Below are 14,675 nucleotides of genomic sequence, written 5' to 3'. Positions count from 1 at the left end.
TCGCGGGTGACCTTCTTCAGCCAGTGCGCGGGGATGATCTGGTCGGTGTCGACGTTGCTGCGGCGCAGCGGGACGGCCCGGCCGGTGTGTGCGGTCGGAAGTGGTGGAAGGTCTCCGCCGGCGTTCCGCCCAGCCGCCAGCCACTGGGCACGGAGAAGGGGTCGACCCAGCCCGCGGCGGGGGAAGGCGAGGGCTGCCGCAGCAGCGCCGCCGCCGCGTACACCTCCTCCGGCACCCCCTCGGGCACCAGGGAGTCCGCCTCGCGTTCCACCAGGCCGGTGTCCAGATCGCCCGCGACGACCGCCGGATGGGCCAGCAGCCGCCGCAGGAAGCCGGCGTTGGTCGGTACGCCCAGGACCACGGTGTCCGCGAGGGCGGCCCGCAGCCGGCGCAGCGCCGTCGCCCGGTCGGGGCCGTACGCGATGACCTTCGACAGCATCGGGTCGTAGGTGCTGCCGACCGGCACGCCCTCGCTCAGCCCCGAGTCCGTCCGCACCCCGCCGCCCTGCGGCTCGTGCAGGGCGATCACCGTGCCGCCGGACGGCAGGAAGCCCCGCGCCGGGTCCTCGGCACAGACCCTGGCCTCGACGGCGTGCCCGGTGAGGGTGATGTCGGACTGGGCGTACGGGAGGCGCTCGCCGGCGGCCACCCGCAACTGCCACTCGACCAGATCGAGGCCGGTGACCAGCTCGGTGACCGGGTGCTCGACCTGCAGCCGGGTGTTCATCTCCATGAAGTAGTACGAGGCGGGGTCGTCGCCCGGGACGATGAACTCCACCGTGCCCGCGCCCACGTAGCCGCAGGACCGCGCCGCCTGGACGGCCGCCTCGCCCATCGCCGCCCGGGTCTCCTCGTCGAGCAGGACGGAGGGGGCCTCCTCGATGATCTTCTGGTGTCGGCGCTGCAGCGAGCACTCGCGCTCACCGAGGTGCACGACACCGCCGTGCCCGTCGGCCATGACCTGGATCTCGATGTGGCGCGGCCGGTCGATCCACCGCTCCACCAGCAGGGTGTCGTCGCCGAAGGAGGTGCGCGCCTCCCGCCGCGCCGCCGCGATCTCGTCCGCGAGCAGGGCCTCCTCGCGCACCAGCCGCATGCCCTTGCCGCCACCGCCGGCCGAGGGCTTCAGCAGGACGGGCATGCCGATCAGGCGGGCGGCGTCGCCCAGTTGACCGTCGGTGAGCCCGCTTCCCGAGGAACCGGGCACCACCGGGACGCCGGCGGCGGCGACCGTCTCCTTCGCGCGGATCTTGTCGCCCATGAGCGCGATCGCCGGGGCGGGCGGGCCGATGAAGACGAGCCCCGCCTCCGCGCAGGCCCGGGCGAAGGCGGCGTTCTCGGCGAGGAAGCCGTATCCGGGGTGGACGGCCTCCGCCCCCGTGCGGCGGGCGGCGTCCAGGAGCCGCTCCACGGAGAGGTAGCTCCCGGCGGCCGGCGCCGGCCCGATCCGGACCGCGGTATCGGCCTCCCGCACGTGCCGGGCGTCCGCGTCCGCGTCGCTGAAGACGGCGACCGACCGCACACCGAGCTCGCGCAGGGTCCGGATGACCCGGACCGCGATCTCGCCGCGGTTGGCGACCAGAACAGTGCTGAACATGGAAGTCCTCACATCACATCCGGAAGACGCCGAACTGGGGGTCACCCAGCGGGGCGTTGGCACACGCGGTCAGGGCGAGCCCCAGCACCTGCCGGGTCTCCACGGGGTCGATCACGCCGTCGTCCCACAGCCGGGCCGTGGCGTAGTAGGCGTTCCCCTGCTCCTCGTACTGGGCGCGGACCGGGGCCTTGAATGCCTCCTCGTCCTCGGCGGGCCACTGCTCGCCCCGCCCCTCGATCTGGTCCCGCTTCACCGTGGCCAGCACGGAGGCGGCCTGCTCGCCGCCCATGACGGAGATCTTGGCGTTGGGCCACATCCACAGGAAGCGCGGTGAGTACGCCCGCCCGCACATGGAGTAGTTGCCCGCCCCGTACGAACCGCCGACGACCACGGTCAGCTTGGGCACCCGGGTGCACGCCACGGCCGTGACCATCTTGGCGCCGTGCTTGGCGATGCCGCCCGCCTCGTAGTCCCGGCCGACCATGAAGCCGGAGATGTTCTGCAGGAAGACCAGCGGGATGGAGCGCTGGTCGCACAGCTCGACGAAGTGGGCGCCCTTCTGGGCGGACTCGGAGAACAGGATGCCGTTGTTCGCGACGATGCCGACCGGGTGGCCGTGGATCCGGGCGAAACCGGTGACCAGCGTCTGGCCGTACTCCGCCTTGAACTCGGCGAAACGCGAGCCGTCGACGACCCGGGCGATGACCTCGCGCACGTCGTACGGGGTGCGTGAGTCGACGGGCACCGCCCCGTACAGGCCGGCGGGATCGACCTTCGGTTCCTCGGCGGGCTCCACCGACCAGGGGAGCGCCCCCCGCTCCGGGAGTGTCGCCACGATGTTCCGGACGATCCGCAGCGCGTGCGCGTCGTCCTCGGCGAGGTGGTCGGTGACCCCCGAGGTACGGGAGTGGACCTCGCCGCCGCCGAGCTCCTCCGCCGTGACGACCTCGCCGGTGGCCGCCTTCACCAGCGGCGGGCCGCCGAGGAAGATCGTGCCCTGGTTCCGGACGATGACGGCCTCGTCGCTCATGGCCGGGACGTACGCCCCGCCCGCCGTGCACGACCCCAGCACAGCGGCGACCTGCGGGATGCCCGCGCCCGACATCCTGGCCTGGTTGTAGAAGATCCGCCCGAAGTGGTCGCGGTCGGGGAAGACCTCGTCCTGCATCGGAAGGAAGGCGCCGCCCGAGTCCACCAGGTACAGACAGGGCAGGCGGTTCTCCAGGGCCACCTCCTGTGCGCGCAGGTGCTTCTTCACCGTCATCGGGTAGTACGTGCCGCCCTTGACGGTCGCGTCGTTGGCGATGATCACGCACTCACGGCCGCTGACCCGCCCGATCCCGGCGATCACCCCGGCCGCCGGCGCGGAGCCCCCGTACAGCCCCTCGGCCGCGAGCGGTGCCAGCTCCAGGAAGGGCGAACCGGGATCGAGCAGGGTGTCCACGCGCTCCCTGGGCAGGAGCTTGCCGCGCGCCACATGCCGGGCGCGGGCCTTCTCACCCCCGCCGAGCCGTGCCGTCGCGAGCCGCGTTCGCAGCTCCTCGGCGAGCGCGTGATGCGCCGCCTCGTTGGCCTGCCAGGCCTCCGAGGCGGGATCGGCCGCGCTCGCCAGGACCGGTGCCTGCTGCATGCTTCGAGCCCCCTTGCCCGTACCGCGGTGGTCGGCCGCCCGCGGGACGGGAGCCGACGAAGGTTAATGAGCGTTAACGCGTCGCGTTCAGGTTAACGAGCGCTAACCCCCCTGTCTAGAATGAATCACCATGAGCACCCACGCCGCCGACCGCAACGCCGCCCGTGCCGTCTCCCGTGTCGCGGCCCCCACCCGCCGCGAGCAGATCCTCAGGGAGGCCGCGCGCCTCTTCGCCGAACGCGGCTTCCACGGTGTCGGCGTCGACGAGATAGGGGCGGCCGTCGGCATCAGCGGTCCCGGCCTCTACCGGCACTTCCCCGGCAAGGACGCCATGCTCGCCGAGCTCCTCGTCGGCATCAGCGAGCGCCTGCTGGAGGGCGGCAGGCTGCGCGTCGCCGAGGACGCCGCCTCGCCGGGCGGATCCCCGGAGGCGCTCCTGGACGCCCTCATCGAGGGCCACATCGACTTCGCCCTCGACGACCGGCCCCTGATCACTCTCCACGACCGGGAGCTGGACCGTCTGCGTGACACCGACCGCAAGCGCGTGCGCCGGCTCCAGCGGCAGTACGTGGAGGTCTGGGTCGAGGTCGTCCGCGCCCTCTATCCGGCCCTCGCGGAGGACGAGGCGCGCGTCACGGTCCACGGGGTGTTCGGCCTGCTCAACTCCACCCCGCACCTGACCCGTCCCGAGGCGCTCCCGGGCCGCGCGGCCACGGCCGCCCTGCTGCACCGGCTGGCCCGCGGGGCGTTCGCGGCGGCGGCTTCGTGACCGGGCGGGGCGCCCGGTGTCCCGTCGGCCCGGGCGGTAGGTGGCCGTCACGGCGGTCCGCGCGGCGGTCCGACGGGCCGGGACGCCCCGGTGCGGGCAGGCGGTAGCGGGCGTTCGGCGGCCTTGGTGGGTGCGGGCCGGTGGCGGGACGGTCAGTCCTCGGCCCCGTCGGTACCGCGCCTGATCTCGTCCAGGGATTCCCGCATGGCCTCCCTGGCCCGCTCGAACCAGTCGGTCAGTACGGCGATCTCGTCCGGCCCGTAGTCGGCGAACAGGGCGCCCAGGCGCGCGTAGAACGGGCCGTACACCGCGAGGATGCGGGCCTGCGCCGACGCGTCCATCACCACGTGCAGGCGCCGCCGGTCGGCCGGGTCCGCCTGGCGGCGCGCGTATCCGGCCTTCTCCAGCCGGTTGAGCACGCCCGTCACCCCGCCCGTGGTCAGCCGTGCCCGCTCCGCGAGGTCGCCGGCGGTCAGCGTCGTCCCGGCCACGGCGGCCTCCATCACGAAACCGAGGCAGGTCAGGTCGGTGGTGTTCAGGCCGAGCCGCCCGGCGATGTCGTGCTGCCCGAACTGGGCCAGCGCGATCATCCGGTCCATCGCCTGCAGCGCCTGGTCGGCCGTCGCCTCCGGGCGCTTCTTGCCGTCCACGCAAAATCCCCTTAGTGTCTAAGTAGCTTAGTTCGTAAGTTACTGAGCCGGTGCGGTGCCGGTCGCTGAACTATCACATCCCGAGGAGCCGACATGAGCGCACACGGTGACGCCGACCTGGGCCACACCGTGGCCGGCTGGACCGGCACGGCCATCGGCGTCCTGGGCAGCGTCGTGCTGGGGGCGGGGGTCATCACGACGTCGGCAGCGGTGCTCGCGCTCGGCCTCGCGGTCGTCGTCCTGGCGGCCGTGACCACCTGGGTCCTGCACCTGACCGGCTGGGGAAAGGGGTCCGGCCCGCGGCCTCCGGCCGAGCAGCCCTGGCGGATCCGCGACACCGGAGCCCGGCGGGGCCACCCGGGCTGCCTCGGCTGCCGGATGGCGGGCCGCGGCCGGGCGGCCGCGCCGGCCCCGTACACGGCTCCTTCGCGCGGCGGGGCCCCCACGGGGCGAGTGGCGCGGGCCGGTGCCGCGCGGTGAACCGGGGCGGCGTCCCCGCGGGGCCGCCACCGGTCCACGGTCCATCCACTCCGGGGGGGTTCCGCACCTGTGGCGGCGTGGCGGACCGTGAGGCGGCGTACCGGATCGTATGGCGGGACACCAGGCACGCAGCGCGCCACTGACGGCACAATGGGTGCATGCCGATACCCAGCCGTGCCGCCCTCGTCGAGCACCTCGTCCGTTGCCGTATCGCGGGCGATGTCGCCACTCCCCGGGACAACAACCTCTCCCACTACCGCAAGCTCGCCAACGGCGATCGCCACTACTGGCTGGGGCTCGAGCTCGGCGACCGGTGGCGGGACGAGCAGGACGTCCTGGCCGTGATGGCCGAACGCTGCGGTGTGAGCGACGACCCGGAACACCGGCAGGGACAGGACACCATCGACCCGGAGCTGACCGTGGCCGCCCTGGACCGCATGGCGGCCCGGCTGCGCAAGGCGGCGGACGCCGGCGAGCGGGTGCTGTTCGCGACCGGGCACCCCGGCGGGCTCCTGGACGTGCACCGGCAGACGGCGGCCGCGCTGCGCGCCGCCGGGTGCGAGATCGTGCGGATCCCCGGCGGCCTCATGGCGGACGAGGGGATGGTCTTCCAGTTCGCGGACGTCGCGGTCCTGGAGCGCGGCGCGACCCTGTGGCACACGCATTCCCCCGCCCCCATGGCCGCCGTCCTGGACGGCCTGGAGCGGGAGGGGCGGCCGCAGCCGGACCTCGTCGTGGCCGACCACGGGTGGGCCGGGTGCGCCGGTCAGCGCGGGCTCGACTCGATCGGGTACGCCGACTCCAACGACCCGGCGCTCTTCCTGGGCGAGGCGGAGGGAACCCTCCAGGTCACCGTGCCGCTGGACGACCACGTCACCGACCCGCGCTTCTACGATCCGATGACCGACTACCTGCTGGACGCCGCCGGGCTGCCCGGATCCGTGGACCCCGCGTAACGGGCCGCGAGTTCCGGCAGGTGGGGCACCGGGTCGGGTGTCCGGGCAATCGGCTGCGGTGTCCGGGACGCCCCTGTCGCCGTCCGGGGTCTCCACCGTCCCGCCGCCGGGTTGCACCGCCCCGGCACCGCCGCCCGGGCGTGCGACCAGGGGATCGTGGAGAACTGCGAGGAGACGGCGCACCGGCACGGCAGGCTCCTCGGCCCCACCTGTACCAAGAGGTGGTCCCCGCCCCCGCCGCCCGTCGACCTCGCGATCCGCCGGTTCGCCGGTTCGCCGAGCGTGACCACCGTGTGGCGCGGCGGGGCGTGTTCGAGCGCGGCGACGACTCCCTCCCCGGAGCAGCCGGAGCTTCCGGCCGAGGACGTGCGGCGGTTCTGCGCGGTCCTCGGCCGCCCGGGCCCGGCCCGCCCTCAGGCGGCCGCCGGGCGCAGGCGTACGGGCAGGGACCGGTGGCCGTTGCTGATCAGCGAGGCCATCGGTTCCAGCCGGTCCGCCGGCACGGCGAGTTCGGCGTCCGGGAACCTGTCGAAGAACGACCGCAACGCGGTCACCCCCTCCAGCCGGGCCAGGGCCGCCCCGAGGCAGAAGTGGATGCCGTGGCCGAAGGCCAGGTGCTCCTTGGTGAGGCGCGTGACATCGAAGGCGTCCGGATCCGGATGCCAGTCGGGGTGGCGGTTGGCGGCCGCGTAGGAGGCGAGGATCGCCTCGCCCTTGAGGATGGTCCGGCCGTCCGGCAGGGGGATGTCGGCGACGGCGTACCGCAGGGGCAGGTGTTTGACGGGCGGCTCGTGCCGCAGGGTCTCCTCGACCACGTCCGCCCAGGTGGCGCGGCCCGAACGGACGTGGGCGAGTTGCCCGGGGTGGGTGAGCAGGGTGGTGATGGCCTGGTCGACCAGGTTGACCGTGGTCTCATAGCCGGCGTTGATCATCAGGAGCAGGGTGTCCCGCAGTTCCCCCTCGCTCAGTGCGGCCCCGCCCTCTCCGTCCTCGTCCGCCCGCATGGCGATCAGCGCCGAGGTCAGGTCGTCCCCCGGGTGGGCCCGTCTGTCGGCGATCAGGTCGTCGAGCATCGCGTACAGCCGCTGGTTGTTGCCGGCGGCCTCCTCCGGGGTGAGCATGGTGTCGAACACCCCGTCCACCAGGCCGCGGAAGTCGGCCCCCCGGTCCTCCGGGACACCCATGAGGTGTCCGATGACGGCGATGGGAAGCGGGTAGGCGAACCGCTCCCGCAGCTCGGCGACGCCGCCCGCGGGAGTCGTCTCCAGGCCGTCGAGCAGCCCGTCCACGACTCCCTGGACGACCGGCTCCAGGGCGGCCGTGCGCCGGGCGCTGAGGGCCGGGGCGACGATGCGGCGCAGACGGCGGTGGTCGCCCCCGTAGGCCGTGAACATGTTCATGGCTGCGACCCACAGGGCGAGCGGCCACGTCCGTACGGCCTCGTCGTACCCGGGCCAGTGCCGCCGGCCGTCCTTGGAGACGTCCTGACCCGTCAGCAGTTCCTTGAGGAGTGCGGGATCGGTCACCGACCACGCCTCCACCCCGAGTATGTCGACGCGCGCCACCGCCCCCTGGGCGCGCAGGAGGCGGTGTTCGGCGTCCGCGTCGCGGGCCGCGGGGTCGAGGACGATGGGCGCAACGTGCTGGGTCACGGCGGGGCTCCTCGGTCGGCGAGAGATCCGGCAGGGATCTGCCCACGGCCGAGGGGCCCCACCCCGGCTCACGGTCGTACTCCCGCCGTCGCGGCGTGCGACCGGCTTGCGGGGTGGCCACCGGGGGAGTGTCACCCGCCGGCGCGCGCCTCCGGCCGCCGGCGCTCCGGCGTGGGGTCGAGGTACACCCGCCGGATCGACGGGTAACGCTCGCGCAGCCGCTGCTCCGCCTCCTCGCAGGCCCACTCGATCTCCGCGGCGGTCGAGGCGTCCCGGAAGTCGACCTTCGCCGCCACCAGCAGCTCGGTCGGCCCCTGGATCAGGGTGGTCAGCTCCAGTACCCCGACGACGTGCGGCACGGACAGCAGCTCCTCGCGCACCCCCGCCCGCATCTCGGCCGGGAGGGGCCGGCCGATGAGCAGCTGGGCGTTGGAGCGGCAGAGCACCCAGGCCACGTAGACGAGCAGGAGCCCGATGAGGACCGACGCGAGGCCGTCCCAGACCGCGGATCCCGACAGCTGCCCGCCGAGCAGGCCGCCGGCGGCGAGCAGGAGTCCGGCCAGGGCGGCGGAGTCCTCCATCACCACGGCCTTGACGGCCGTGTCGGGGGTCCGGCGCAGATAGCGCGGTGCGGGCATCCGGAGCCGGGCCGCCTCGCCGCGGACCTGCCGGACGCCCGTGCGCAGCGAGTAGCCCTCCAGTACGAAGGCGACCGCGAGCACGAGGTAGGAGACGAGGGGGTCGCCCAGCTCCTCACCCCGCAGCAGGGTGTGGATGCCGTCGTAGAGGGAGAACACCGCCCCGCCGACGAACGTGGCGACGGCCGCGAGCATCGCCCAGATGTACCGCTCGGGACCGTAGCCCAAGGGGTGGTCCTCGTCCGCCGGCTTCCCACTGCGCTTGAGGGCGGTCAGGAGCATGACCTCGGTGACCGTGTCGGCGAGGGAGTGCGCGGCCTCGGACAGCATCGCGCTCGAACCGCTGATCAGCCCGGCCACCAGCTTGGCGAGGGTGATGCCGAGATTGGCGGCCGCCGCGACGACGACGGTGAACGTGGACTCGCCGCCGGACTTCTCGTCCTGGCTCTTCTCGTCGCTCATGGGGGCGAGTATGTCCGCATACGCGGATCCCAGTCCCTCGGGACGCGACCGGAATGCGCGGGGCCCGGTCCCTGGGGACGCGCACCGGAATGCGCGGGGCCCGGTCCCTGGGGAGGCGGACCGGGACGGAGCGGGCTCAGTCCCTGGGGACGCGGACCACGCCCTCCTGGATCACGGTGATGGCGAGCTGCCCGTCCGCCGTGTAGATGCGGGCCTGTCCGAGACCGCGCCCGCCCGACGCCGACGGCGACTCCTGGTCGTACAGCAGCCACTCGTCCGCCCGGAAGGGCCGGTGGAACCACATCGCGTGGTCGAGGCTGGCACCCACCACGTCCCCCACGGCCCAGCCCCCGCGCCCGTGGGCGAGGAGCACCGAGTCGAGCAGCGTCATGTCGGAGACGTAGGTCGCCATGCAGACGTGCAGCAGCCGGTCGTCGGCCAGTTTCCCCCGCGTGCGGAACCAGACCTGGGACCGCGGGTCCCGTGGTTCGCCGACGCTGGCGAACGGCGGCGCGTCCACGTACCGGAGGTCGACGGCCGCCCGCGCCTCGATCAGCCGGTCCACCACCGTGGAGTCGCTGAAGCGGTCCGCGTACCGGGGGAGCATCTGCTCGGCGGTGGGCAGCGTCTCCGGGTCGGGAGCGGACGGCATGGCCGCCTGGTGGTCCATGCCCTCCTCCCGCACCTGGAAGGAGGCCGAGAGGTGGAAGATCGGCTTGCCGTGCTGCACGGCGACGACCCGGCGCGTCGTGAAGGACCGCCCGTCGCGGATCCGGTCGACGTTGTAGACGATGGGCGCACCGGGGTCCCCGGCGCGCAGGAAGTACGCGTGCAGGGAGTGCGTGTCCCGGTCCCGGGCGACCGTACGCCCCGCCGCGACCAGCGCCTGGGCGGCGACCTGGCCACCGAACACCCGGGGCACGACCGCGGAACGGCTCGTGCCCCGGAAGATGTCCTGCTCGATCCGCTCGAGGTCGAGCAGATCGAGCAGGGAATCGAGTGCTGAGCTCATGGAGAGAAGGTAGCCGCTCTCTACAGACCCATGGACTTGGCGATGATCGACTTCATGACCTCGCTGGTGCCGCCGTAGATGCGGTTGACACGGTTGTCCGTGTACAGGCGGGCGATCGGGTACTCGTTCATGAAGCCGTAGCCGCCGTGCAGCTGGAGGCAGCGGTCGATCACGCGGTGCGCAACCTCGGTGCAGAACAGCTTCGCGGAGGCGGCCTCGGCGGCGGTGAGCTCACCGGCGTCGTGCGCGTCCATCGCCCGGTCGACCACGGCCTCGGCCGCGTCCACCTCGGCCTTGCAGGCGGCGAGCTCGAACTTGGTGTTCTGGAACGACGCGACGGTCTTGCCGAAGACGGTGCGGTCCTGCGTGTACTGCTGGGCGAACCGCACGGCGGCGGCGGCCTGGGCGTACGCGCCGACGGCGATGCCGAGACGCTCCTGCGGGAGGTTCTGGCCGAGGTAGGAGAAGCCCTTGTTCTCCTCGCCCAGCAGGTCCTCGACGGGCACCTTGACGTCCACGAAGGCCAGCTCCGCCGTGTCGGAGACCTTGAGGCCCAGCTTGTCGAGCTTGCGGCCGACCGAGTAGCCCTCGGACTTGGTGTCCACGACGAGCAGCGAGATGCCGTGCCGGCGGTCGTCGGCCTTGGGGGCGTCGGTGCGGGCGCAGACGATGACCTTGTCGGCGTGCACGCCACCGGTGATGAAGGTCTTGGCGCCGTTGAGGACGTAGTGGGTGCCGTCCTCGGAGAGCTTGGCGGTCGTCTTCATGCCGGCCAGGTCCGAACCGGTGCCCGGCTCGGTCATGGCTATCGCGTACATCGTCTTCCCGCTGACGAAGTCCGGGAGCCAGCGCTTCTTCTGCTCCTCGGTGGCGTACGCCTTGATGTACGGCAGGCAGAGCAGGACGTGCACCCCGGAGCCGCCGAAGGAAACGCCCGCGCGTGCGGTCTCCTCGTACAGGATGGCCTCGAACTTGAAGGACTCCTCGCCCGCGCCGCCGTACTCCTCGGGCACCTCGATGCCGAAGATGCCCAGCTCGGCGAGCTTGTAGTAGAAGTCGCGAGGCGCCTGGCCCGCCGCGAACCACTCGTCGTAGACGGGGACGACCTCGGCCTCGATGAAGGCGCGGATGGTGTCCCTGAACGCCTCGTGGTCCTCGTTGTAAACCGTACGGCGCACGGGGTGCCTCCTCAGTCGGCTTCGGCTTCAGCTTCGGTCAGGATGGCTAAGCGCTTGCTCAGTCCTGATCAGAAGTTACCCGGCAGTCACGGTGGCTGTCCAGGGTGATGCTGAGCACGCCGGCTACGGGAGCGGCTTTCCGGGGGAGGCGGGCGCGGCGAACACCGCGCACCCGGGTCCGGTGACCGGGGTGCGCGGTGCCCGTGCCTGCGCGGAGACCTACTGGGGCTTGAAGGAGCGGATCTGGTAGTTGCCCTGGAGGTTGCCGCCCTGTCCCGAAGGGGTGGACCCCACGCGGGCGTTGTAGTTGGTCTGGGTGTAGTACTGAACGCGGTGCCCGGTCGCGTTCCACACGGAGCGGACGTTCTCGCCCCGCTGGATGAACGAGCAGTTGTCGGCGGTGTTCGCCTTCCGCTCGTCCGGCCACTGGCAGCGGGTCCCGCCGCCGTTCCAGTCGCTGTAGGCGCAGAAGTTGCCGGAGCTGCAACTGAAGGACGCGGCGGGGGCGGCCGACGCGGCCCCGGTGCCGAGGCCGAAGGCGAGGGTGACCAGGGCGGCGGCGAGTGCGGTGATGCGGTTCAAGGCGGGGAGCCCTCCTGAGTGCGGTGACCCGGATTCCGGATGATCGGCTGCCAGCCTGGCACGGCTGTGACCTGCGCAGACAGGGCCGAACGGGGGGCGTCCGAGGCTCGTGGGCCACGCGGGAACGCGCCCCCGCGCGTCCGGGGGAGGGGAGGGGCGAGCGCCGGCGCCGGTGCTGTCGGCCGGTCGGCGTGGCGCTGCCGTCCGGCGGGTATGGCCCGCTGCCGCCGTCGCCGGACGGCCGGCACTGTCAGCGCCGTCGTGCAGGATCGGGTCGACGGATCACCGATCGGACAGGGGGCGGTCGCGGTGGCGATCACGAACCGGCACATGACCCGGTACGCGTTCCTGCGGGGGCTGTACGAGGACGGTTACTTCCCCGACCACGTCGTGGACAAGGGCAAAGCCGTCCTGGTCCGGCTCTGCGAGCGCATCGAAACCGAGCGCCCCGCGGACCTGGCCGCGCTGTACGCCCTGACCGAGGGGGCGACGGAGGAGTTCAACGCCCTGGAGGCGGAGTTCGAGGCGGCCGGCAGTGAGATCGAGACCGTCGCCCGTGAAGAGATAGGCGAGGACTTCTCCGCCGTCGCCAGGGCGTACGGCTACGCCGACGCGGATCCCGAGGAGCTGATCGCCGCGAGGAACTGGTGACGGGGTACGGACGGACTCGGCGGTGCGGGGGAGTCGGGCCCGTGCCAGGGGCATCGACACGCCACGGGCCGGGGCGACCGGCGCGCAGGGCCGGCCCGCGCGCGCTGGCCGGCTCCGGCGCCCGGATCCGGATCGCCCGCTTTCGGTGGGCGGCGACGCTGCCGTTGCTGCCGTCGCTGGACTTCGGCAACGGTTACCGCCACCCGGCATCGGCTACCGCCACGGCCACGGCTCCGCGGTCCTGGTCAGCGGTCGAGTACGGCGGCGACCGCTTCGATCTCCACCAGCTGATCGGTGTAGCCGAGCACCGTGACGCCCAGCAAGGTACTCGGAGCGTCGTGGTCGCCGAACGCGGCCCGGACCACCTCCCACGCGGCCACCAGGTCCTCCTGGCGTGCGGAGGCCACGAGGACCCTCGTGCTGACGACGTCCTGCGGGGTCGCACCCGCCGCGGCGAGGGCCGTCCGCATGTTCTCGAAGGCCCTTCGCGCCTGACCCGCGTAATCCCCGACCGCCGCCGTCGAACCGTCGTCGTTCAGGGGGCACGCCCCGGCGAGGAAGATCAGCCGCGCGTCGGCGGGTGCGGTGGCGGCGTAGGCGTACTCGGCGACATCGGACAGCTGGGCGGAGCGGATCAGCGTGACGGCACTGGGCATGCGGAAGGCCCTTCGCGTGGGAGGGGAAGTCCCCGCATCCTCACAGGAGTCGGCCGTGAGCGCCTCACCTTTTCGCCCGCGGCCCCCGCCAGGGGGTCCTCGCGCCGGGCCGCCGCAGGTGCCACCCGGTGGCCTGTGCGGAGTCAGGCCGCGGCTGCGGCAGGGGGCCCGCAGCGTCTCCCGGACTCCCGGTGCCGCCGGGCTCCGGCGTCTCCGGCTTCTTCGACGCCACCGGTGCCACCGGTGCCGCCGTTCCCCGTGACGAGCCGGGCGGGCGCACCAGCCGGTGCTGGGCGAGGCAGGTCACCACGAGGGTGGCGCCCAGTACCGGCCAGGCGAGCGGTCCGGCACTCACGGCGGCCCCGACGACCAGCGGGCCGAGGCTGCGCTGGGCGGACTGGGCCAGACCGTGCACGCCGAGGTAGGCGCCCTGCGCCTCGGCCGGTGCGAGGGCGACGGAGAGTTCCCAGGAGGACAGGGCGTGCAGGATCTCGGCGAGGCTGAACGCGACGGCCGCGAGGAGGACGGCCGTGGTGGCGAACCACGGGCCGCCGGTGGCCGAGGCGGCGAGGGCCGCTCCGCCCGTGAGGAAGGCGGCACCGATCGGGAGGAGCAGGCGACGGGCGGCCTCCCGGCTCGCCGCGAAGCGGGACAGCGGCACCTGGAGGCCGATGACGAGCACGCTGTTCAGTACGAGGACGAGCGGGGCCAGCCCGACGGGGGCGCTGGTGGCGTGGACGATCCACAGGGGGAACCCGACCTGGAGCACACTGTCGTCCAGGAAGAGCCAGACCTCCGTCGCCGTGAACCCGAGGTAACGGCGGTCGCGCCAGGGAGAGACGGCCGTGGCCCGCGTGACGGCCGGCCCCGCCCCGGCGACCACCCGGCCGGGAGCGGCGGGTTCCGCGCAGCGGAGGGTCAGGACCGCCATGACCGCGTAGGAGGCGGCGTTGGCGAGCAGCAGCGCCTGGTAGGCGGCGACGGTCCCGACGCTGAGCACCACGGCGGCCCCCAGTCCGCCGACGGCCCACCCGACGTTCACCGCGGTGCGCTGGACGGCCTGGTAGCGGACGCGCCGCGGGCCGGCGATCCGGGCGGCGAACAGCTTCGTCAGCACACTCGACGCCCGATCGGGCAGGGCGCCGAGTGCCGAGTACAGGACCAGCAGCGCGTATTCGTGTGTGGTCAGCAGCGCCACCAGGGCCGCGCCCCGGACCAGTTGGGTCGCGACCAGGATGCGCATCAGGGGGAGTCGGTCGGCCAGCCGCCCGGCGAGCGGGGGGCCGGCGAACCCGAGGACGCCGGACACCCCCATGAGGACACCGATCTGGGCCACGGACAGGTGGGTGACGTAGAGGAAGTAGAGCGTCGCCGCGCCGCCCCACAGGCCGGTGCCGATCTTGTCGACGACGGCGACCACCAGCATCCGCCGGCCGTCCCGCCCGCCCGGCACGGCGAGGCGCCGGGCGAACGGGACGCGGCCCGGTGTCGGCTGCATTGGTACCCCCTTGACAGCGGTTTTGTACCGGTACAAACTGTGTTCTGTGGCAGAACAATATGGGATCGTGGGCGGGACGGCCAGACAGATTTCCGCCTCCGTCGAACGGGGTGTGGCGGACGGCGCGTTGCGCCCGGGTTCCCCGCTGCCCCCGGTGCGCCGGCTGGCGCAGGAGCTGGGCGTGAGCGCCGGGACGGTCGCGGCCGCCTACAAGGACCTGCGCGGACGCGGGGTGGTCGTGACCCTGGGGCGCGGCGGCACGGT

At 73.0% G+C, this 14,675-nt stretch carries 14 protein-coding genes and 1 pseudogene; 5 read left to right on the top strand and 10 right to left on the bottom strand.

Going from position 1 to position 14,675, the window contains the following annotated elements; translation table 11 throughout:
• Positions 1 to 115: 115 nt before the first annotated feature.
• Positions 116 to 1,597 (bottom strand): annotated as a pseudogene (locus tag ABZ371_RS18025) (biotin carboxylase N-terminal domain-containing protein); the annotation flags it as partial.
• A 13-nt stretch (positions 1,598 to 1,610) separates the two neighbouring features.
• Entirely contained in the window at positions 1,611 to 3,227 is a 1,617-nt protein-coding gene (locus ABZ371_RS18020) for a carboxyl transferase domain-containing protein (protein ID WP_358680222.1), read from the bottom strand.
• A gap of 130 nt (positions 3,228 to 3,357) precedes the next feature.
• Between ABZ371_RS18020 and ABZ371_RS18015 the strand changes: the two genes are divergently transcribed.
• Positions 3,358 to 3,996: a TetR/AcrR family transcriptional regulator gene (locus ABZ371_RS18015; RefSeq protein ID WP_358680219.1), complete on the top strand. Its 639-nt coding sequence runs from the start codon at positions 3,358 to 3,360 to the stop codon at positions 3,994 to 3,996.
• 152 nt (positions 3,997 to 4,148) lie between these two features.
• Here the strand turns inward: ABZ371_RS18015 and ABZ371_RS18010 are convergent, their stop codons facing one another.
• Positions 4,149 to 4,646, bottom strand: a complete 498-nt coding sequence (locus tag ABZ371_RS18010) for a MarR family transcriptional regulator (protein WP_358680217.1) — start codon at positions 4,644 to 4,646, stop codon at positions 4,149 to 4,151.
• A 93-nt stretch (positions 4,647 to 4,739) separates the two neighbouring features.
• Between ABZ371_RS18010 and ABZ371_RS18005 the strand changes: the two genes are divergently transcribed.
• Both ABZ371_RS18005 and ABZ371_RS18000 read left to right on the top strand, forming a co-directional pair.
• Positions 4,740 to 5,126 (top strand): HGxxPAAW family protein, encoded by a 387-nt coding sequence (locus ABZ371_RS18005; protein ID WP_358680214.1) that lies wholly within the window; start codon positions 4,740 to 4,742, stop codon positions 5,124 to 5,126.
• Between the two features lie 158 nt (positions 5,127 to 5,284).
• Positions 5,285 to 6,082 (top strand): phosphatase, encoded by a 798-nt coding sequence (locus ABZ371_RS18000; protein WP_358680212.1) that lies wholly within the window; start codon positions 5,285 to 5,287, stop codon positions 6,080 to 6,082.
• Between the two features lie 413 nt (positions 6,083 to 6,495).
• On the opposite strand, the gene ABZ371_RS17995 is transcribed toward ABZ371_RS18000, so the two are convergent.
• The 5 genes from ABZ371_RS17995 to ABZ371_RS17975 all read right to left on the bottom strand — a co-directional run bounded on the left by ABZ371_RS17995 (position 6,496) and on the right by ABZ371_RS17975 (position 11,606).
• Positions 6,496 to 7,734 carry a cytochrome P450 gene (locus ABZ371_RS17995; protein WP_358680210.1) on the bottom strand — a complete coding sequence of 413 codons (1,239 nt, stop codon included), beginning with the start codon at positions 7,732 to 7,734 and terminating at the stop codon, positions 6,496 to 6,498.
• A gap of 131 nt (positions 7,735 to 7,865) precedes the next feature.
• The gene (locus ABZ371_RS17990; RefSeq protein ID WP_358680208.1) at positions 7,866 to 8,834 is read right to left on the bottom strand and encodes a cation diffusion facilitator family transporter; all 969 of its coding nucleotides are present in this window, start codon (positions 8,832 to 8,834) and stop codon (positions 7,866 to 7,868) included.
• Positions 8,835 to 8,970: 136 nt separating this feature from the next.
• Positions 8,971 to 9,846, bottom strand: coding sequence for an acyl-CoA thioesterase II (locus ABZ371_RS17985; RefSeq protein WP_358680206.1), 876 nt, complete (start codon positions 9,844 to 9,846; stop codon positions 8,971 to 8,973).
• Between the two features lie 20 nt (positions 9,847 to 9,866).
• Complete coding sequence (locus tag ABZ371_RS17980; RefSeq protein ID WP_358680203.1) at positions 9,867 to 11,024, bottom strand: acyl-CoA dehydrogenase family protein; 1,158 nt, start codon at positions 11,022 to 11,024, stop codon at positions 9,867 to 9,869.
• 219 nt (positions 11,025 to 11,243) lie between these two features.
• Positions 11,244 to 11,606, bottom strand: coding sequence for a peptidase inhibitor family I36 protein (locus ABZ371_RS17975; protein ID WP_358680200.1), 363 nt, complete (start codon positions 11,604 to 11,606; stop codon positions 11,244 to 11,246).
• Positions 11,607 to 11,915: 309 nt separating this feature from the next.
• On the opposite strand from ABZ371_RS17975, the gene ABZ371_RS17970 reads away from it, so the two are divergent.
• Complete coding sequence (locus ABZ371_RS17970; protein WP_358680197.1) at positions 11,916 to 12,257, top strand: DUF5713 family protein; 342 nt, start codon at positions 11,916 to 11,918, stop codon at positions 12,255 to 12,257.
• 245 nt (positions 12,258 to 12,502) lie between these two features.
• On the opposite strand, the gene ABZ371_RS17965 is transcribed toward ABZ371_RS17970, so the two are convergent.
• Together ABZ371_RS17965 and ABZ371_RS17960 are read right to left on the bottom strand one after the other, a co-directional pair.
• Positions 12,503 to 12,913, bottom strand: a complete 411-nt coding sequence (locus ABZ371_RS17965) for a Rid family hydrolase (protein WP_358680195.1) — start codon at positions 12,911 to 12,913, stop codon at positions 12,503 to 12,505.
• Between the two features lie 64 nt (positions 12,914 to 12,977).
• Positions 12,978 to 14,411 (bottom strand): MFS transporter, encoded by a 1,434-nt coding sequence (locus ABZ371_RS17960; RefSeq protein WP_358680192.1) that lies wholly within the window; start codon positions 14,409 to 14,411, stop codon positions 12,978 to 12,980.
• Positions 14,412 to 14,457: 46 nt separating this feature from the next.
• Here ABZ371_RS17960 and ABZ371_RS17955 point away from each other — a divergent pair.
• A partial coding sequence (locus ABZ371_RS17955) for a GntR family transcriptional regulator (protein ID WP_358680189.1) occupies positions 14,458 to 14,675 on the top strand: 218 nt, incomplete at its 3' end.

The organism is Streptomyces sp. NPDC005899 (assembly GCF_040629645.1).
In the GTDB taxonomy this organism is placed as follows: Bacteria; Actinomycetota; Actinomycetes; order Streptomycetales; family Streptomycetaceae; genus Streptomyces.
The sequence above is the reverse complement of the archived record's forward strand: the minus strand, read 5'-3'. Positions and strand labels throughout refer to the sequence as shown.

What these genes read in the sequence shown, in the direction of transcription:
- ABZ371_RS17965 (WP_358680195.1), bottom strand. Translation starts at nt 12,913, where the DNA reads ATGCCCAGTGCCGTCACGCTGATCCGCTCCGCCCAGCTGTCCGATGTC.
- ABZ371_RS17990 (WP_358680208.1), bottom strand. Translation starts at nt 8,834, where the DNA reads ATGAGCGACGAGAAGAGCCAGGACGAGAAGTCCGGCGGCGAGTCCACG.
- ABZ371_RS18000 (WP_358680212.1), top strand. Translation starts at nt 5,285, where the DNA reads ATGCCGATACCCAGCCGTGCCGCCCTCGTCGAGCACCTCGTCCGTTGC.
- ABZ371_RS17985 (WP_358680206.1), bottom strand. Translation starts at nt 9,846, where the DNA reads ATGAGCTCAGCACTCGATTCCCTGCTCGATCTGCTCGACCTCGAGCGG.
- ABZ371_RS18015 (WP_358680219.1), top strand. Translation starts at nt 3,358, where the DNA reads ATGAGCACCCACGCCGCCGACCGCAACGCCGCCCGTGCCGTCTCCCGT.
- ABZ371_RS17960 (WP_358680192.1), bottom strand. Translation starts at nt 14,411, where the DNA reads ATGCAGCCGACACCGGGCCGCGTCCCGTTCGCCCGGCGCCTCGCCGTG.
- ABZ371_RS18005 (WP_358680214.1), top strand. Translation starts at nt 4,740, where the DNA reads ATGAGCGCACACGGTGACGCCGACCTGGGCCACACCGTGGCCGGCTGG.
- ABZ371_RS18020 (WP_358680222.1), bottom strand. Translation starts at nt 3,227, where the DNA reads ATGCAGCAGGCACCGGTCCTGGCGAGCGCGGCCGATCCCGCCTCGGAG.